Genomic DNA, 20,177 nt, shown 5'->3' on the forward strand with positions numbered 1-20,177 from the left:
TCATTTACCGCATCGATTGGTGCTTCTTCCACAACTACAGTTACCGTTGCAGAATCACAATTAGTTGGGTTTAATATTTCACACAATTGGTATACGATAGTGTAAGTTCCTGCAGGTGTCTGTGGGTCTACGCTTACCGTTCCTGTTGCTGGGTCTAATTCCACGCCTGGGTTTGTCGATGGAGTCGTTACCGTGATCGTTACTTGTGATGGAATAACCGGAACACCGTTTAGGGTATCGTTATCCAATACGTTCACTACATCTGTATTACCCTCGTATCCGTTAACTGGAGTTGGGTTATCATTTACTGCATCGATTGGTGCTTCTTCCACTACTACAGTTACGGTTGCAGAATCACAATTAGTTGGGTTTAGTATCTCACACAATTGGTATACGATAGTGTAGGTTCCTGCAGGTGTCTGTGGGTCTACGCTTACCGTTCCAGTTGCAGGATCTAGTTCCACGCCTGGGTTAGTCGATGGAGTCGTTACCGTTACAGTTACTTGTGATGGGATTACAGGAACACCGTTTAGGGTATCGTTATCCAATACGTTCACTACATCAGGGTTTCCTTCATATCCGTTAACCGGAGCCGGGTTGTCATTTACCGCATCGATTGGTGCTTCTTCCACTACTACGGTTACTGTTGCAGAATCGCAGTTAGTCGGGTTCAAAATCTCGCATAATTGGTATACGATAGTATAGGTTCCCGCAGGAGTCTGTGGATCTACGCTTACCGTTCCAGTTGCAGGATCTAGTTCCACGCCTGGGTTAGTCGATGGAGTCGTTACCGTAACGGTTACTTGTGATGGGATTACCGGAACACCGTTTAATGTGTCGTTGTCCAATACGTTCACTACATCAGTATTGCCTTCGTATCCGTTAACCGGAGTCGGGTTATCATTTACCGCATCGATTGGTGCTTCTTCCACCACTACGGTTACTGTTGCAGAATCGCAGTTAGTCGGGTTTAGTATCTCACACAATTGGTATACAATAGTGTAGGTTCCAGCAGGTGTCTGTGGGTCTACGCTTACCGTTCCAGTTGCAGGATCTAGTTCCACGCCTGGGTTTGTCGATGGAGTCGTTACCGTTACAGTTACTTGTGATGGAATAACCGGAACACCATTCAGAGTATCGTTATCCAATACGTTCACCACGTCAGTATTGCCTTCGTATCCGTTAACCGGAGTCGGGTTGTCGTTTACCGCATCGATTGGTGCTTCTTCCACTACTACGGTTACTGTTGCAGAATCGCAGTTAGTAGGGTTCAAAATCTCGCATAATTGGTATACGATAGTATAGGTTCCCGCAGGAGTCTGTGGGTCTACGCTTACCGTTCCAGTTGCTGGATCTAATTCCACACCTGGGTTTATTGATGGAGTTGTTACCGTGATAACAACCTCAGCTGGTACTACAGGAACACCATTTAAGGTGTCGTTATCCAAAACATTTACAACATCTGTATTACCTGTATATCCATTTACTGGTGTTACCGGAGTATCATTATTAGCTACTATCGGCGCTGGAGCTACCACAACTGTTACTGTTGCGGTATCACAGTTTGTTGGGTTTAATATTTCGCAAATTGTATAATCAAAAGTATATGTGCCTGCTGGTGTATCTGCTAAAACATCAACTGCACCTGTGGCAGTATTGAATGTTATTCCTGCAGGTACGCTTCCTGGTACAACGCTAACTGTTACTTCACCTGGAATTACTGCAACTCCATTTAAGGTATCGTTTGCTAAAACATTTGGAATTGCATTTCCTCCTACATAACCATTTACCGGAGTGGCATTTGTATCATTAACAGCATTTATAGGTGCTGCTGCTACAACAATAGTTACCGTAGCAGGATCGCAATTTGTTGGGTTTAAAATCTCGCATAATTGATATACGATAGTATAAGTTCCCGCAGGTGTCTGTGGGTCTACGCTTACCGTTCCTGTTGCTGGATCAAGCTCTACGCCTGGGTTTGTTGACGGAGTAGTTACTGTAATTACAACTTGTGATGGTACTACTGGAACACCATTTAAAGTATCATTCGTTAAAACATTCACTACATCAGTATCACCTTCGTATCCATTAACAGGAGTTGGGTTATCATTATTCGCTACGATTGGTGCTGCCGCTACATTTACAGTGACTTGTGCAGTGTCACAGTTCGTAGGGTTTAGTACCTCACAGATGGTATAATCGAAAGTATACGTTCCTGCAGGAGTTCCCGCATTTACGCTTACCGCTCCCGTAGATGTGTTGAACGTCAGTCCTGCCGGAACAGCTCCAGGAGCAACCGAAACAGTTACCGATCCTGCCGTGATGGCTGCGCCGTTTAGGGTGTCGTTCGAAACTATGTTCGCAATAGCGGTACCGCCTGCCATACCGTTTACCGGAGTTGCAGTAGTATCGTTATTGGCTACGATTGGCGCTGCTGCTACGTTTACTGTAACTTGTGCAGTGTCACAGTTGGTAGGGTTTAGCACCTCGCAGATAGTGTAGTCGAAAGTATACGTACCTGCCGGAGTTCCCGCATTTACGCTTACCGCTCCCGTAGATGTGTTGAACGTCAGTCCTGCCGGAACAGCTCCAGGAGCAACCGAAATGGTCACCGCTCCTGCCGTGATGGCCGCACCGTTTAGGGTGTCATTCGAAACTACGTTAGCAATAGCAGTACCGCCTGCCATACCGTTTACCGGAGTTGCAGTGGTATCGTTATTGGCCACAATTGGCGCAGCCGCTACATTTACAGTGACTTGTGCAGTGTCACAGTTCGTAGGGTTTAGTATCTCGCAGATGGTATAGTCGAAAGTATATGTTCCTGCCGGAGTTCCCGCATTTACGCTTACCGCTCCTGTAGAAGTATTAAATGTCAGTCCAGCCGGAACAGCTCCAGGAGCAACCGAAACGGTTACTGACCCTGCCGTAATGGCTGCACCGTTTAGCATATCATTCGAAACTACGTTCGCGATAGCCGGGCCACCCACAATACCGTTAACCGGAGTTGCAGTAGTATCGTTATTCGCTACGATTGGAGCTGCCGCTACGTTTACAGTGACTTGTGCAGTGTCACAATTGGTAGGGTTTAGCACCTCGCAGATAGTATAGTCGAAAGTGTACGTTCCTGCAGGAGTTCCCGCATTTACGCTTACCGCTCCAGTAGATGTGTTGAATGTCAGTCCAGCCGGAACAGCTCCAGGAGCAACCGAAACGGTTACCGACCCTGCCGTGATGGCTGCGCCGTTTAGCGTATCATTCGAAACTACGTTCGCAATAGCCGGACCTCCCGCAATACCGTTTACCGGAATTGCAGTAGCGTCGTTATTGGCTACGATTGGAGCCGCCGCTACGTTTACAGTGACTTGTGCAGTGTCACAGTTCGTAGGGTTTAGCACCTCGCAGATAGTATAGTCGAAAGTGTACGTACCTGCTGGAGTTCCTGCGTTTACGCTTACCGCTCCCGTAGATGTGTTGAATGTCAGTCCTGCCGGAACAGCTCCAGGTGCAACCGAAACGGTTACTGATCCTGCCGTTATGGCTGAACCGTTTAGGGTATCGTTCGAAACTACGTTCGCAATAGCCGGGCCACCCACAATACCGTTAACCGGAGTTGCAGTAGCGTCGTTATTGGCTACGATTGGAGCCGCCGCTACATTTACAGTGACTTGCGCAGTGTCACAATTCGTAGGGTTTAGCACCTCGCAGATAGTGTAATCGAAAGTATACGTTCCTGCCGGAGTTCCCGCATTTACGCTTACCGCTCCCGTAGAAGTATTGAATGTCAGTCCAGCCGGAACAGCTCCAGGAGCAACCGAAACGGTTACTGATCCTGCCGTGATGGCTGCACCGTTTAGGGTGTCGTTCGAAACTACGTTGGCAATAGCTGGTCCACCCGCAATACCGTTAACCGGAGTTGCAGTAGCATCGTTATTGGCTACGATAACATTTACAGGATTTGTTGTTGTTGAATCTGTATTATCTGTTGTATCAGGATCATTTTCGTCTCCATCAACAGTAGCTATATTGGTATGGTTTCCTGTAGCATTAACTGTTGCAGTGATTACCAAAGTCTGGCTTGCTCCATTCGCTAAGTTACCTACTGTCCATATTCCTGTTCCAGAAACATACGATTGTCCAGCTGTGTGTGAAACATAAGTATATCCTGTAGGAAGTTGGTCTGTTACCTGTACATTCGTTGCATTACCTGTTCCGTTATTGGTTACCACTAAAGTAAATTCAACTTGTGACCCAACGTTTGGTGTTGCATTATTTACAGTCTTAACGATTTTTAAGTTAGCATCCGCATCCGGAGCAACCGTTACGTCATCTGTATTATCACCCGGAACCGGATCATTTTCTGTACCTGTTACAGTAGCTACGTTTGTATAACTTCCCGTAGCATTTACCGTTGCAGTAACAGTCATTGTACGTGTAACTCCATTGGCCATGTTTCCTATTGTCCAGATTCCCGTACCATTGTTATAAGCACCGGCTGTGACAGTTGAAGATACATAGGTGTAACCCGTTGGCAAATGATCAGTAACTGATACTCCAGTAGCTGCATTTGGTCCGTTGTTAGTTACAGCAATTGTAAAAGTTACCTGCTGTCCAATTGTAGGCACAGTAGCATTTGCTGTTTTTACAATACTAAGGTCGGCAATAGCAGCAACGTTTAGGTTGTTGTATTTGATATTGTTACAGTTTTCTACCGCTGTTCCGTTTCTACATTCCAAATGCGGATCCGTTGGCGGTGTTGTACCTGGATGAGTTGCATCAATATCTGTTACGTCTGCCGGACGGATAATAGATGCCTCTACATTTAAAGGCTGACCAGCTAAAGATGAACCTACGGTTCCAGTAATCGTAAATACGATTTCAGAACCATTTGTCATATTTAAATCAGCTATATAATTTCCTGTAACCGGATCAACAGCTCCGCTTACTACTACAACAGTTCCCTGACTGTTTACATAAGTAACTCCGGTTATTGTAAATCCAGTTGGGACAACGAAAGCAAAACCGGAACCTGTCACATCGCTCGGTCCGTTGTTTTTTACCACAACATTATAAGAAACGGGTTGCCCAACAGCTACAGTCGTAGTTGAAGGTGTAACGCTTACTACTTCTAAATCGGCAGCAGCAACAATAATATCAAGTGTTTTTATGATAACTTCTCCAGGAACAAAACTCCAGGTATCTAATGATTTCTCGTTACCAAAACTTGATCCTCCATCTCCGGTATTTCCGGATCCGGAACTACCCATTGTGTATCTACCCCACTTATGTCCGTTACTGTTACTTGAAATACCAGCTATTCCAGAAGCTGTAGGGTTTGATTTTGTATTTGCGTTTCCGCCATCAACGTTTGAATCATCCCAATACACCAAATCCTTATTTGGCGTATAAAGGCCATAACTGGCGTTTAGCTGTTCAATAATAATCCCGCCTGGGTTGATTTCCATATCTATAAAAGGGAAATGCACCTCGGCACCAAACAGCTGTACTCTGATTTCTCCAATATTGGTATTGGCTGACAGTATATTCCCTGATCCATCTCGTCCATCCCAAAAAACGGTATTGGTCCCCATATTACAGTTTCCTGTGATCACTCTCGTAGGGAAAGCTCCGATTATTTCAATTCTATATGTCCCTGAAAGGTTAGAGTCAAATCCAATATAGGCTCCTTTATTACCGGAACGGTTTGGAGTCCCTTCAGCTCCGGTATAAGTAATGTTTGTAGCCGTTGGCGTAATCACACTGTTTTTTAACCAGGTTGATACGCTTGTGGTAGTACTTACCGCCTGAACTGCATTTGTAGGCAGATCAGAAGCTGGTGTTGTATAAAATATTTTGTGTGTTACATTATTTGCATCATCAACGCTTCTAGGGTCATGTACTCTAAAATCAGCACTTGATGGGGTTGACAGGTTCAAACTCTTGTAAGAAGGATTTCCTGTAGCATCCAGAAAACCTTTATTGTTTACAAAAAAAGTAAAACCAACTCCATTCGAACCATTGTTAGTTACTCTATAAGCAACTCCGTCACGAGTTAAAACAGTAAATTTGCCATAAAAGGCTTTTGCTTCTTGAAATGAAGATCCTTGTATGTGCAAGTTAAATACGTTAGAATATACACGTCCGGCAATCCAGTTAGTGTTAGCCGTGTTTCTTACGGAAATATCCCAAGCAGCTATAAGTTCTGTGTTGGTTCCCTGCGTCCAGTTAGCATCAGCAGCAACATCCACAACAGATGGTGTGGTGCTACTGGTTTCAGAACCTGTAGGCAAGAATTCTACTTTCCAAATACCTGTTTGTCCTGCCCCAACAGAAACCGTATAAGGCAAATACCTGTTTCCTCCCGCTCCCTGGCCAGGATATTGCGGTCCGGCGGTTTCACCTGCTCGGTTAGGAATCTGACCTGTTGCAGTTGCTGTCGTTAAGTATAGAGTCCCGTCTGGCGCTATAAGCCTGATACGGCCATTACCAATATTTTGGGCACTCGATGCAGCTGCGATAGTTTCTCCCGCCTGGGCATACACATAATGCGTTCCTAAAGTCTTAAAAGGCCAGGAATTGATGGTAGTCCCCGTTAGCGTATAGCTGTTGCTATACAAGAAAGCACGGTTACCCACAACTCCGGAAGGATAAAGGTCCTTACTTCCGTCTGCATAAGCAGGATTCCAGAAGCTGGCCATCGTCAGAAGGAAAACAAGCAATAAGACGCTTTTTACTCTTATGGCAGCATTCCTAAACATGACGTTTACCTGTCGATAGGGCAAAAATCTGCCTTGACAACTGTAGTTTTTGTTCATCGTTATAGTTTTAAAGTTTAATTGAAAATCGGGGAAAACAGTTTTTTGGTGGTAGCAAACGGTTTATTAATAGCGATTTAAAGAATATAGTTTTTACACATATGCCGATTTGGTTTGATTAATAAATGGTTAGATACTATTGATCGAGTTGACGGACAACCGATTGTGCAAATTTCTTTAGTATACTGCGTAGGCCGTGTAGACAATGCATACAGCGTTTGTAGAATAAATTCTACAAATCGGCTTCTTATTTCAGGTGGATCGTTTTAGTTAATCGGCCTGATGAAAGTAATGTAGTAGATAAGTCCTGCCAGACCTGCACCAGCAAAAGGAGATAACCATAAGGATAAAGCTGCAACGGCTTCATGATTTCCGTACAGTAGTAATTCGGCTGCAGTTATAGCCGGATTCAAAGGATAGTTGGTTAGAGATAGATTAACGAAATTGGCCATAAATACAGTTATCGCCATAATAGAAGCCATATATAATTTACTCTTTTTCAAATAGGTTAACCCCAAAAAGAGCAATAAAATAATAAACATCATTACACTCTGGCATATGGTTGAAAGCATCAGTCCCTCCGGATAAATCAGAGCTGCTGGTTTAGCTAACGTTGCAGAAAGTGTTCCTATTCTTTGTGAAAACAAATACGATACGAGAACGGCTGCCAAAATCCCGCCAATTATATGCGTACAGACATAAGCAATCAGTCGGTTAAACCCTATTCTATTGGCAATAAAAAAACCAACCGAAATGGCAGGATTGTAATGCGAGCCGGATATCGAATAAGAGAAAAAAGTAGCCAAAAAAGTGATGGCTCCCATATAGAGACACACTAGTGTCTGGTTAAAAAAATTATCTTGAAAAAAAAGGACAATTGTTCCTGCCATAGCAAAAAATGTCAATAGAAAAGTCCCGGTAAATTCTGCAAGAATGCTTCCTAATTGCACTTTAGAAAACATCTTTGTATGCCCTGAGGCAAATGCTGGTAAACTCATAAAATTTAGTGGAAATAATATGCAAGGGAAAGAAATTCTTTCCCTTGCATTGTAATCAAAACCTAGTAAAAATCTATTGGGTTAAATCATTTACTAAATTCTATATTGACATTGAAAAAAGTTGTGGCTTATATAAACAGCTGCTGTAGAATTAATTCTACAAAACCAATCGACATTTTTCATACTGAACTTTGTAATATTGAAGTTGGATTTTCCCTTTCGGATAGCTCGTATTAAGCCACTGATTCCCATCTGCTAAAAATGCCATTTTCAAAACCATTATATCTATTTTTTGCTGTACTTTTTAGTATCTCTCCCTTATTTTCTCAACAGGAAAATAAAGATTATGATATTATATGGCATTCTGCAGATGACAACAGCCTTCCGCAAAATAGTGTCAAGTCGATTATCAAGGACAAATATGGCTTTTTATGGCTTTCAACAGAAAACGGATTGGTGCGTTATGATGGCAACAAATTCAAAGTTTTCAATATTGAAAACCTTAAAGGACTCCGCACCAACAGAATTAGTTATTTTAAGGGAACGACTTTTACCGACAGTATTTATGTGTTTAGTGATTTTTCTGATCTGATACTCATAAAAAAGAACAGGCCTTTAGTTATTCCTGAAAATAAAATACCTGAATCATTCCGCCTGACAAATCATCTGCACAAAGGCAAAAGAGTCTATATTCCTAAAATTTATAAAAAAGACAATAGCTATTTTAGCTTAAAGAATGGTACAGTGGTTGCTTATACTAAAAACAACAAGCAGCTTTGGAAAGTAGATTATGATTCTGATGACAACACTGTATTTTTCTTACTCGACGATGTGCTTTATTCATATAAGGATGGAAAATTTGTTCGATTTGTAAACGGAAAAATTTATTTTGCTTCAATAGAAGGACTGCCTACCAAAGGATTTACTATTTTTCCAAATACGGTTTCACAACAGACCTTTATTACTTTTGACAATGCAGTATATCTGTTAGAAAAAAGTCAGGAAAAATTAACGCTCAGAGTGCTGTTAAAGGACTTTGATATTGCTAAAAACAATATCATTTCCTATTATTATGATTCCCAGAATGACATACTGTATATGGGAAGCAGCACCAATGGACTGTTGATTGTCAAGAAAAAAAAATTCAACAGTATTATAGGCAATAATAAAAACGGAGTGTATTATGCCCAGATTCCTCATGGAACGGATAGCTTCCTTACTACATCCGGAGAAATATTCAGCAATGAGGGCGTTCAGAAAAAACGTGTCTTTACAAAAGACAACGACAACTATATTCTTCTTAAAGATAAAAACGGTGACCTTTGGACCAAAGAAGACAATAAGATTTACCGTCTTAACAAGAATACTAATTTTACGACTTCAGATACCTGGTTCTTTGAAGATCGTGTCATATTGATTTTTGAAACCCGGGCAGGAGAAATTCTGGCCGGAACAGCTATGACTGGTGCTCCCGATGGAAAGCTTTACCAGCTAAAACATTCTGAACCGTCAAAAAGACCAAGTTTTAAACTTTCAATGTTGCTTCCTTTTAATCCTACTTATATGTTGGAAATTGAGGATAATATTTTGTGGACAGGCTCTCATTTGGGCTTTCATAAAATTTACTACAAAGAAAAAAAGATTGAGAATATCCGGCAGATTTCAAATACCTATGTCAGGAGTATTTATATTGAAAATCCAGCCGAAATATGGGTTACGACTTATGAAAAAGGATTTTTCCTGTACAACCAATTTACTAAAAAAACCACCCATTTTCCAATAGACAAAAACAGGTATTTACTTTCGTCTCATTGTATTATTGAAGACCAGAGTGGCTATTTATGGGTATCAACTAATAAAGGACTTTTTCAGGCTTCAAAGAAAAACCTGCTGAATTACTCGCAAGGAAAGACAGATAATGTTTATTATCAGTATTATGACAAATCAGATGGCTTTTATACCAACGAATTCAATGGCGGCTGCCAACCTTGCGGATTAAAATTAGGAAACAATGCCCTTTCTTTTCCTTCAATGAGAGGCAACATATTGTTTTTTCCGGAAAAAATAAAACTGCTTCTTCCTGATAATGAAATCTATTTCCAGGAGGCAGAAGTGGACAACCGAACTCAGGAAATCAACAACGATACACTGTCATTAAAAAACGATTTTGGCAGGGTTCGTCTTTTTATCAATAGTCCTTATTACGGAAACCCAAACAATCTCAATATCGAAATCCGGTTACAAGGTCCTATTTCCCAAAAATGGACTCCGCTAAAAGGAGATGAGATTTCGTATACTTCTTTGCCTCATGGCACTTATTATCTTACGGCACGAAAACTCACCGGTTTTGATTCCGGTTATAAGTATAAGACGCTGATAATAATTGTACCACCGGCTTTCTACCAGACTATTTGGTTTACTATCCTTATGTTGCTTTGCGGTATAACTTTTATCTTTTATACCATTAAGATGAGAATCCGATACATCAGAAGAAAAAATGTCCTTTTGGAAAAAAAGATTGCAGAACAGACTTTCCAGTTGCGACATACAATCAGCACGTTAAGGAATACAAAGGAAAAATTAAGTGAGGAAATTATCAACCATAAAAAGCTAATCCGGACGATAACGCACGATATTAAGAGCCCGCTTCGCTTTTTGGCACTAACCGGCAAACATGCCTATCAAAACAGTAACAATATTGAAACTGTTGAAGAAGATTTGAAGTCCATCTACACTTCTTCTTTCCAACTTTATCATTTTGTCGACAATCTTTTAGAATATACCAAAGCGAACAAACAGGAAAATTCTTCAGAGCCTTACAGTCTTCGCAGTCTTGCGAAAGAAAAGGTCCAAATCTTTTTAAATATTGCCTCTTCACAAAAAACGGAAATAGTCAATAAGATCGATCCTGGTATCTTGCTATCCACGAATAAGCTATTGCTTTCTATTATTATCCATAACCTGCTTGATAATGCCATCAAGAATACTTTTAACGGCAGGATTATCTTCACTTCTGCAAAAAAAGAAGACACTATCTTTATACGAATTAAGGATACAGGAAAAGGAATGTCGTCTGAGCTGGTGGATTTTTATAACAATCCGAAAAATGCCAAAACGCAGGAAAACATCAAAAAAACAGGTATGGGACTACCAATGATTGCCGAGCTTTTGATTATATTAAATGGCAGTATGCATATTGAAAGTGAGTTACTGCAAGGAACCGAAATAACTATTTCGCTACAGGAAGAAAAAAGCAGCTAGTTTTCGTAAATCTTCAGAATTTCTACCAGGCTGACAACATTATTGATTCTTAACTTTTCAAAAATCCTGTTTTTGTAGGTACTAACCGTTGTCATCTGAATATTCAATTGGTTGGCTATTTCCAGATTACCTTCTCCCCTTGCCAAAAGACCGGCAACTTCAATTTCTCTGTCAGAAAGGCTTTCCAGCGGATTGATTGGGGTTTTGTGCAATACGTTCTCTAGTATTTTCTCCTTGACCGTTGCACTTATGTATTTTCCGGTTTCCATAACCGACTGTACAGCGTTGATAATTTCACTTTCTGAGCTGTGTTTGTTCAAAAAGCCGTTGGCTCCTGCATGGATATAACGAAGTGCGTATTGCTCTTCATCATAGGCTGAAAACATTAGTATTTTTAAGTCCGGATGCGACAATCTGATTTTTTCAATCATTTTGGTACTATTACCTCCCGGGAGATTGATATCTAGAAATATTAAATCCGGGATACTTGTCTTAAGCATGGTTAATACAGACGTAAAACTTTCAGCATGATCAACAGAAATCCCTGGGAAAGAATCCTTCAAGATTAATGAAATTCCATGTCTGACTACACTATGATCGTCAGCCAGTAGTATGTTTTTCAACTCTGTTGCCATTTAGGGGTATATTTGCATACCAAAAATACGATTATTTAGTTGATTGACAAATCTTACAGAATAACTTATCAAAATTTTCCTAAATAAAAATGGTTCATAAAAAAGTAAAAATTATATAAGAACTCTCATCAACCTGAAGTATCTTGCACTAAAATAAATAGCACACCCACACAATCCGACCTCTGATGAGTACACATACTGAAACGGCAATCAAAACCACTTATTTCAGCATTATAGGAAATACTGCACTGGCACTGATAAAAGGACTGACAGGATATTTTGGGAATTCTTATGCATTGATAGCAGATGCCATTGAATCTACTACAGATATTTTCTCATCAACTTTAGTATTATTCGGATTGAAATATTCCAGCCGTCCTGCCGATGAAAACCATCCCTATGGACACGGAAGAGCGGAACCTTTGATTACCTTTTTGGTTGTTGGCTTTTTGATTACTTCGGCTACCATCATTGCCTATGAAAGTATCATGAATATTGGAACACCACACGACCTTCCAAAACCCTATACCTTAATAGTCTTAGGCGCTATTATTGTATGGAAAGAGATTTCTTTCCGTCTTGTTATGAAAAAAAGCAAGGAAACCAATAGTTCTTCGCTAAAAGCAGATGCCTGGCATCACAGAAGCGATGCTATTACATCTGTAGCCGCTTTTGTTGGAATTTCAATTGCTTTATTTTTTGGAAAAGGATATGAGTCAGCTGACGACTGGGCCGCACTTATGGCATCAGGGTTTATACTCTACAACAGCTACCTTATTTTCAGGCCTGCACTTGGTGAAATTATGGATGAACATCTTTATGATGACCTCGTTATAGAAATCAGAAAAGTTTCACTGACATCTAAGGGAATTATCGGAACTGAAAAATGTTATGTCCGAAAAGCGGGAATGAAATATCATGTAGACCTTCATGCTATTGTAGATGCCAACATAACCGTAAAAGAAGGCCACGACCTGGCACATCAATTAAGCGACACATTGCGTCGCGAACTTCCCCAACTGGGACATATCCTGGTTCATATTGAGCCTAACAGCTAATTCGGAAACTCGTTTAAAATTCATTTAAATCAACAAGAAAACTCCCAAATTTTCATCTGAGAGTTTGAGGATTTTAGATGATAGTCTGGTAAAATTAGATGCTATTTTCAAGCTCTAATTCATTCACATTAAAAATTAATGCTTTTACCTGTAATAAGAAGTCTTCAATTTCGATTTCCTGTTCTCTGACCTGACAAAACAATGCTGCATATTCATCATGCAGTTCGCTTCTTTTATCGTCGTTAAGATTTTCATATTGATCCAAGTTGGCTCCTAAAATAATAAAGTCGATAATAAACGGTACATCAAAATTGTTGTCAGTATCTGTCAGCTTATGTGTGATGCTGGTAAAATGTTCCAGCTTTTGCTGCGCCAAATAATACCTTTCCAATTGCTGATCATTAAAATGTCTTGCATTCAGAATGCAGTCAATGATTTCATAAAAAATCTCGGTTTCAATATGCAGGTCAGATTTCAAATCCCTGTATAGCTTATTAATCCATGTAATGGAATTAATCACATTCAATACTTCAACAGAATAGCCAAACTTCTCTACATCGCTAAAATATTGGAAATGTTTTGTATTCAAAATCATAAAAGGGCTGTGCTCTTCAAGGCTAAAGTCCTTATTTTCTTTTAGGTCTTCTTTTTTGATTATCATCTTTTTCTTTTTAAATTATTACTCTTCAACGGTGAGTTCCCATATATTTCCTTTTTCGTCTTGCGCTTTCATTTTCATATCTTCTGTCCATTCTACATCAACTTCAATCTCCTTCCCCATTTCATCTTCAATAACACCTTTTCCGTATTTGGATTTATTTTCAATATCTGCATAACCCGTCACTTCATTACCTTCTTTATCCAGACCGATAACATCATAGTGGGATTCAAAATTTTCAATTTCCGTAGTATAAAAATCCTGGTGTTGCGAAATAAGTCGGCAAATCACAGAATCTTTAGAGATATGCTGAAAATCTTTTATATGGGATACATCAAGATTATTATAGGTGACAATTACCCTATCCTCTTCACATCCCAAAAAAATAAAAAACAATAATGTCATACATACAAGAGCAGATGGGGAAACTTTAGTCATATAATAATTAAGTAATTAATACTATATAGCACGGCAACATTTGCTTTCTATCCAGACTCAATCATCATAAGTGGTAGTTGATGAATAAGACATGAATGCTTTCCTTATAAGCTTTAAAACTGATTCGGATCTATTCCCGGCTTTCCTTCCAAATATAATGAGCAGAAAAAACGCTTCCTTACGGTTTTCCGTAACAAGGGTTAAATTTTAAAAAAAATTATACAGATGCCTTGCCGCCGATTCTTTATCCCTACATAAACCGGAGAATCTTTTTCTGCAAACAATAGAAAATACTCGCTATTGCTTTCTTGTCCTAGTTCAATGCAGCCTTCCCCTAACGGTCATAAATTTGTACTATAAATTATTAATCAACTTAAAAAACAAAATACAATGGAAAATAAAATTTTAGGCATACACCATATCACAGCTATAGCAGGTGACGCCAAACGCAACTTTAATTTTTACTCAAAAGTTTTAGGATTGAGATTTATCAAAAAAACAGTCAACTTTGACGATCCTGGAACCTATCATTTTTATTTTGGTGATGAAATAGGAAGTGCCGGAACCATACTTACATTTTTCCCTTGGGGCGATGGAATCCAACAAGGAAGAAAAGGTTCTGGAATGGCAACAGAAATTGGATATTCAGTACCAAAAGGAAGCCTGGATTTTTGGGTAAAACGCTTTGAAGAATACAATGTGATTTACAACAAACCGTCAGTAAAATTCGGAGAAAGATATCTTACCTTCCTTGATCCAGATGGTTTAAAATTAGAACTTATCGAATCAAAAAATCCAGACAACAGAAAAGCCTGGGAAACTGACGAAGTCAAAGCAGATGTTGCCACCAAAGGCTTTCACAATATTACCCTGACATTGAACAATATCAAACCAACAGCGGCTATATTGACCGAAGTTTTTGACTATAAACTAGTAGAACAGGAAGCTAATCGTTATCGTTATGCGACCGATGCTGTAGAAGGTGCCGCCATAGTTGATTTGGTAGAACTGGCTGATGAAAAAAGAGGCCATGTTGCCAATGGAAGCGTCCATCACGTAGCGTTTAGGGTAAAAAATGATGAAATCCTAATGCATTTCCGTGAAAAAATAGAAAAACGCGGTTTGTCTATCACACCACAAATCGACAGGCAGTATTTTCATTCGCTTTACTTTAGAGAACCGGGCGGCGTTTTGTTTGAAATTGCAACCGACAATCCTGGCTTTACCATTGATGAAACATTGGAAAACCTGGGTAAAGATTTAAAATTGCCCCCTCAATACGAATCCCGTCGTGATCAGATCGAATCCCATTTAGTAAAAATAAATTAAGTAATTATGGACTTTCAACCTTTGCATTATATCTATATACCGTCACAAACCCAAAACGCCAGAACATTATTGCTCTTGCACGGAACAGGCGGAGACGAAAGAGACCTCTTGCCTATTGCTCAAAATCTGGGCAAAGACTATAACATCTTGAGTGTTCGTGGCAATGTTCTGGAAAACGGAATGCCTCGTTTTTTTAAAAGACTGGGTATGGGAATTTTTGATGAAAAAGACCTCGAATTCAGAACACACGAAATGATTTCGTTTTTACGGGAAACCTCAAAAAAGGAGAATTTCGATGCATCCAAAATTATCGCTTTGGGTTATTCCAATGGAGCCAATATTGCAGGAGCTTCTTTATTTTTAGAACCTGATTTTCTGGATGGTGCTATTCTTTTTCGACCAATGCAGCCTTTTAAAGACAAGCTGCCATTATCAAATCAAAAGAATACGCCTGTACTCCTTACTTCAGGAAAAAACGATCCTACGGTTAATCCAAATGATACGGAGAATTATATAGGTCTATTGAAAAAAGCAGGTTTTGAAACGGCTCATTTTGAATTAAACACCAGCCATAACCTCACGCAGCAAGACATACAGATTGCTTCGGAATGGCTAGACAAACATTTCGGATAATGGAACCATTTGGCATAACCCGGATTTTTTCTGATAAAAATGGCGATAGCCAATTTGAAGATGTATGGATACCATTGCACGAAAGCGGCACGATTGGTTTTTTATCAGAAGCTCAAAAAGTAGGAACTGTCACTTTCAGGAAAGTAACCGAAAGTTATGATTATGATTTTCATAATGCTCCGGCACGGCAGTATATTGTGCTTTTGGACGGTAGTATCGAAATAGAAACTTCTCTTGGCGACAAGCGTCTTTTTAAAAGCGGAGAAGTACTCCTGGTTGAAGATGTTTCGGGAAAAGGACATAAAACCAAAAACATTTTGCCCCAAACCCGATCTTCTGTATTTATCACATTAGAATAAACAAAGCGCTTATCAGAAATGGTAAGCGTTTTTTATTCTATCCTCTTTTTACTTTGATACTTTGCAACTTTGCGACTCTGCGTCTTTGCGAGCAATTATTTCACGCAAAGATGCAGAGCCGCAAAGTTCATACAGAAAAATCATTGAACAGCACTTCTTTCATTTTGCATACGCTTCTTAAATCTGTGTGAATTATTCTAATCTGTGGCTAAAATAAAAACTCCCAATAGTCCTCAAATTTTTATTTTTCATCAAAGTGTGCGATTATTCTTTATTTTTGATAACATCTAAATCTCTTACCCATGTCTTGGATTTATCTTGAAAAGCTTTGGAAACGAACAACGGAACCAAATACCGGAACAAATACTGACACCAGTTCCTGGGACAAGGAAATTGAAATATTATACCGATTGGGTATTAGTATGGAAGATGCCCTGCAATTTCTTTATTTTAAAAAACCCGATTTTGAAGGCTTTAAATCCTGGGTAATTGCTAATAAAAAAGCAACGCTGGTTCAGACAGAACAGGAAGAAGTACTTTCGAAAGAAGACCTTGAATTTTGGGACAAAAACGGATATATTGTCATCAAAGAAGCTATTTCAAAAGAAGATTGCAAAGCTACTGAAAATGCCATCTGGAATTTCTTAGGGATGTATCCTGAAAAAAAAGAAACCTGGTATAACCGACATGCAGAGCAAAAAGGGCTAATGCTTAGTTTTTCAAACCACGAAACCCTAAATAAAAACAGGCTTTCTGAACGAATTCGGAAGGCCTATACACAGCTTTATAAAACCGATAAAATTTACCACACTGTTGACAAGGTCAGTTTTAATCCTCCGGAAACAGAAAACTTTAAATTTATGGGTAGTCCGCTTCATTGGGATGTAAGCCTGAAAACACCTATTCCTTTTGGACTACAGGGACTGCTTTATCTAACCGACTGCGGCCCTAATGATGGTGCCTTCCATTGTGTTTCGGGATTCCACAACAAAATCAATTCCTGGTTGGAAAAACTGCAGCCTGATGAAAACCCAAGAGAAAAGGCACTCAACACACTATCTCCTATTCCGGTTATAGGCAATGCCGGTGATTTTATTATCTGGCAAAATACATTACCGCATTGTGCCACAGCCAATCAAGGCAAAAACCCAAGAATGGTACAATATCTTACCTACTTTCCGGATGATTACCGTTCCGCTTCAGAATGGATTTAAAGGATTGCGAGAAAAATTATGATTTGTTGATAATGCTCCATCTTGGTATTTTGGCATTATCACCTTCCTTAAGAATGAAGCGATAGCCATGATTTGAATCCACTATTTCACGGCTTGTTGGGTCTGTGATAGTGTATTCGATATGAGCTTTCTGTTTGAAATATTTTTTCCATGCCGGAAATACATCCAGATATTTCCCTCTGATGGATTGAAATTTCAAAGTCTTTGAAACTTCTTTATGTTCCAGTTTAAAGTCAACATATAAGCATTCGTCCCACTCGCTCTTGCTTTCAAGATCGGCATCAGAAATAGAAGACGGAGCATATATAATCGTATAGGTCGAGTCAGATGCCTGCTCCATAATCTTATAAAACCGATACGAAAGTGTCGTCAGTGAAGCAATTTTATCAGAAGCCTGTCGGGCATTCCCTTTATCAGTTTTTGAAATAGAACTGATAAAAACCACATCCTGCGCCATGCTGATGGTGCACACAAAAAATACGGCAGATGACAGAATTATTTTCATAACGTTGCTGTTGGATAGTACAAAGATATTGCAAAAAGAACATCACTTTTTCACATTCGCAACTTATTTTGAACAAAAAAGCGCTTTTTTTACGACCCTAAAATAATTTCTTTTTATCACACACTGTAGAAAAAGTTTTTCCTGTCCATGCCCGATCCAAAGTACTGCCAGTTGATGTTAAGGACATTTTTTATGGTCTTTTTCAGTATTGAAAAATCATTTGGCTTTGTGATGTAAATGTTGGCACCATTGACAAAAGTTTCTTCAATATCTTTTTCTAAAGAAGAAGTCGAATAGATGGCTATTGATATATCCATAAATCGAGGATTGGATCTTATCTGCTTCAGGCTTTCTGTTCCCGAAACAAGCGGCATGTTCAAATCCAGAAATATAATTTGCGGTAAGGTGATATCATCTCTATTGAGATAATCCATCAATTCTAAAGCATTCTTGAACATCTGCAAATGAATAGAATTGTCAATTCCTTTGATCACTTCTTCAAATAATTCTCGATCATCCTGGTCGTCATCGACAAGAAAAACATACATGTATGAATCCATAATTCGGATAAATATTTAGGTATTGGGTTAGTCAAAACAATAGCTTGGCCTGATACATGGCTAAAATTTTGGTTCTGCTCTGTATCGCCTTTAAAAATGTATCAATAGAACGGTCATACAGATCATTCTTCCTTATTACCCAAGATTAACATGTAGATGTCATGTTTTAAAAAAAGGGTAAGGAAGTCTTTTCCTGAATTCCAGGTCATAAAAATTTTTGATTCTTCGTCTTTAACGGAACTATGCAGTTCTTCATAGCTATGCTCCGAATCGAGGCTGGGATGGAAAGATGACAAATTGCTGATTGTTTCTTCAAATTTGAGATTATTCTCTGCCAACAGTCGCCTTACTTCTTTAAAAGCTGTAGTAAACCCATTAATATCTCTCTCGAAATTAATGATATAAATATTATCCTCTTCCGGATGGTTATACCATTTGTAGTATATCATATCCTTTTCGCTTAGTGGGGCGGGATATATAGAAATAGGAGTTTTTCCAAAAGTCTGTGAAAGACCTTTGGAACAAATAAGCAACAATAAGAAACAAACTAATTTCACAGTTCCCAATGGTTATGAAAACAAAGTTATTTATATCTATTCCTAAAAATGTTACATAATTATAAGATAGAGTTATCTTATTACACAGAAACCTATCATTTCCGGCACAAGATGCGATAGTTCTCAAAATGCAAAATAAAAAGGATTTTCCCATTGCGAAGAATCCTTTTTACTTTACGAAACACTATTACTTGACTTTTGCGTTGTCAAGAAACTTGTTTATCTTTTTGATACTTTCGTTTATGAATTTGAATTTATTCGCATTATTGATATCATACGACAAAATGCCTCGCACAACCCATGCTTCTGAAATTTCCGAAATATTCAATTTAGTACTGCTATAAAAATCATTTTCATTACTCAGTACAAAAACACTATCGTCGTAAGTACTTTTTGCCACACGGTTGATGAACAATCCTTTTTCACCACTTACAAAAACAATAATAGAATCATTTTCGATTTGGTCGATGTCAATCTTTTCGCAAACTACAAATGAATTTTCATCTATTATAGGAAACATATTATTACTCACCACTTGAAATACTCTGGAATCATCAGCTATTATAAAAGGAAAGCTGTATTTCGGAAGAATATCAAGCAAAGAAACGTTGTCATTTCCTTTGGCATATTGAAACTGTACTTCTCGTGAAATTAGGGGTGTATGATTGGTATAAGCTCCTATTTTTTTCTTGTTTAGGAATATCTCATTCAAGTCAAGCTCATAAAGCTCGCAAATTGTGATTATCGAATCAAAATCTACACTATCTCTTTTTTTCCAAGTAGAAATGGTATTTGGCTTAATGTTCAAAAACTCAGATAATTCGATATCTGTCTTGATTTTCAGCGCTTTCTTCAATCTACTAATAACGCTAATGGCGTTTTGTGATTTATTTTCTTGGATATTCGCAAAATGTATTGTAACTTTATCCAAGGATAAAATTAGATTCATGAAATCCGTTAAAAAATCCACTTTAAGAAATTGTCTGCACATCAATTTCATAAAGCATTTTTTTAAAAAATATTCACAAGTACGTGGTATTTTTTAAACACCATGCATAAAGTCATATCACAGAATGAATCTATGAGGGCTGGTTCTGGAAATTTGGGTTTTTTGCGAACTATTAATTTAATAACAATTC

At 38.8% G+C, this 20,177-nt stretch carries 15 protein-coding genes; 6 read left to right on the forward strand and 9 right to left on the reverse strand.

Annotation, left to right across the window (positions count from 1 at the left end; all coding sequences use genetic code 11):
- Together FJA49_RS00830 and FJA49_RS00835 are read right to left on the reverse strand one after the other, a co-directional pair.
- A partial coding sequence (locus FJA49_RS00830) for a putative Ig domain-containing protein (protein WP_139997864.1) occupies positions 1-6,812 on the reverse strand: 6,812 nt, incomplete at its 3' end.
- A gap of 266 nt (positions 6,813-7,078) precedes the next feature.
- Positions 7,079-7,810 (reverse strand): aquaporin, encoded by a 732-nt coding sequence (locus FJA49_RS00835; protein WP_139997866.1) that lies wholly within the window; start codon positions 7,808-7,810, stop codon positions 7,079-7,081.
- Positions 7,811-8,071: 261 nt separating this feature from the next.
- Here FJA49_RS00835 and FJA49_RS00840 point away from each other — a divergent pair, with 261 nt between their 5' ends.
- Positions 8,072-11,071: a ligand-binding sensor domain-containing protein gene (locus FJA49_RS00840; protein WP_139997868.1), complete on the forward strand. Its 3,000-nt coding sequence runs from the start codon at positions 8,072-8,074 to the stop codon at positions 11,069-11,071.
- On the opposite strand, the gene FJA49_RS00845 is transcribed toward FJA49_RS00840, so the two are convergent.
- Entirely contained in the window at positions 11,068-11,706 is a 639-nt protein-coding gene (locus FJA49_RS00845) for a response regulator (RefSeq protein WP_139997870.1), read from the reverse strand. The genes FJA49_RS00840 and FJA49_RS00845 overlap by 4 nt on opposite strands.
- A gap of 185 nt (positions 11,707-11,891) precedes the next feature.
- Between FJA49_RS00845 and FJA49_RS00850 the strand changes: the two genes are divergently transcribed.
- Positions 11,892-12,764, forward strand: a complete 873-nt coding sequence (locus FJA49_RS00850) for a cation diffusion facilitator family transporter (RefSeq protein ID WP_139997872.1) — start codon at positions 11,892-11,894, stop codon at positions 12,762-12,764.
- A gap of 94 nt (positions 12,765-12,858) precedes the next feature.
- Here the strand turns inward: FJA49_RS00850 and FJA49_RS00855 are convergent, their stop codons facing one another.
- A complete protein-coding gene (locus FJA49_RS00855) occupies positions 12,859-13,425 on the reverse strand; it encodes a hypothetical protein (RefSeq protein ID WP_139997874.1) in 567 nt (188 codons plus the stop codon).
- An 18-nt stretch (positions 13,426-13,443) separates the two neighbouring features.
- Positions 13,444-13,860: a hypothetical protein gene (locus tag FJA49_RS00860; protein WP_139997876.1), complete on the reverse strand. Its 417-nt coding sequence runs from the start codon at positions 13,858-13,860 to the stop codon at positions 13,444-13,446.
- A 390-nt stretch (positions 13,861-14,250) separates the two neighbouring features.
- Here FJA49_RS00860 and FJA49_RS00865 point away from each other — a divergent pair, with 390 nt between their 5' ends.
- The 4 genes from FJA49_RS00865 (at position 14,251) to FJA49_RS00880 (ending at position 17,395) form a co-directional block, all read left to right on the forward strand.
- Positions 14,251-15,189: a ring-cleaving dioxygenase gene (locus tag FJA49_RS00865; protein WP_139997878.1), complete on the forward strand. Its 939-nt coding sequence runs from the start codon at positions 14,251-14,253 to the stop codon at positions 15,187-15,189.
- 6 nt (positions 15,190-15,195) lie between these two features.
- Entirely contained in the window at positions 15,196-15,822 is a 627-nt protein-coding gene (locus tag FJA49_RS00870) for an alpha/beta hydrolase (protein ID WP_139997880.1), read from the forward strand.
- Positions 15,822-16,181, forward strand: a complete 360-nt coding sequence (locus FJA49_RS00875) for a cupin domain-containing protein (protein WP_139997882.1) — start codon at positions 15,822-15,824, stop codon at positions 16,179-16,181. The genes FJA49_RS00870 and FJA49_RS00875 overlap by 1 nt, the downstream gene beginning before the upstream one ends.
- Positions 16,182-16,483: 302 nt before the next feature.
- Positions 16,484-17,395, forward strand: a complete 912-nt coding sequence (locus FJA49_RS00880; RefSeq protein ID WP_139997884.1) for a phytanoyl-CoA dioxygenase family protein — start codon at positions 16,484-16,486, stop codon at positions 17,393-17,395.
- A gap of 16 nt (positions 17,396-17,411) precedes the next feature.
- Here FJA49_RS00880 and FJA49_RS00885 read toward each other — a convergent pair whose 3' ends face one another.
- The 4 genes from FJA49_RS00885 to FJA49_RS00900 all read right to left on the reverse strand — a co-directional run bounded on the left by FJA49_RS00885 (position 17,412) and on the right by FJA49_RS00900 (position 19,987).
- Positions 17,412-17,921: a hypothetical protein gene (locus tag FJA49_RS00885; protein ID WP_139997886.1), complete on the reverse strand. Its 510-nt coding sequence runs from the start codon at positions 17,919-17,921 to the stop codon at positions 17,412-17,414.
- A 116-nt stretch (positions 17,922-18,037) separates the two neighbouring features.
- Entirely contained in the window at positions 18,038-18,481 is a 444-nt protein-coding gene (locus FJA49_RS00890; RefSeq protein WP_233590045.1) for a response regulator, read from the reverse strand.
- Between the two features lie 122 nt (positions 18,482-18,603).
- A complete protein-coding gene (locus FJA49_RS00895; RefSeq protein ID WP_158629427.1) occupies positions 18,604-19,038 on the reverse strand; it encodes a hypothetical protein in 435 nt (144 codons plus the stop codon).
- 187 nt (positions 19,039-19,225) lie between these two features.
- Positions 19,226-19,987, reverse strand: coding sequence for a LexA family transcriptional regulator (locus FJA49_RS00900; RefSeq protein WP_158629428.1), 762 nt, complete (start codon positions 19,985-19,987; stop codon positions 19,226-19,228).
- Positions 19,988-20,177: the final 190 nt, after the last annotated feature.

This window comes from Flavobacterium microcysteis, from assembly GCF_006385255.1.
GTDB lineage: Bacteria > Bacteroidota > Bacteroidia > Flavobacteriales > Flavobacteriaceae > Flavobacterium > Flavobacterium microcysteis.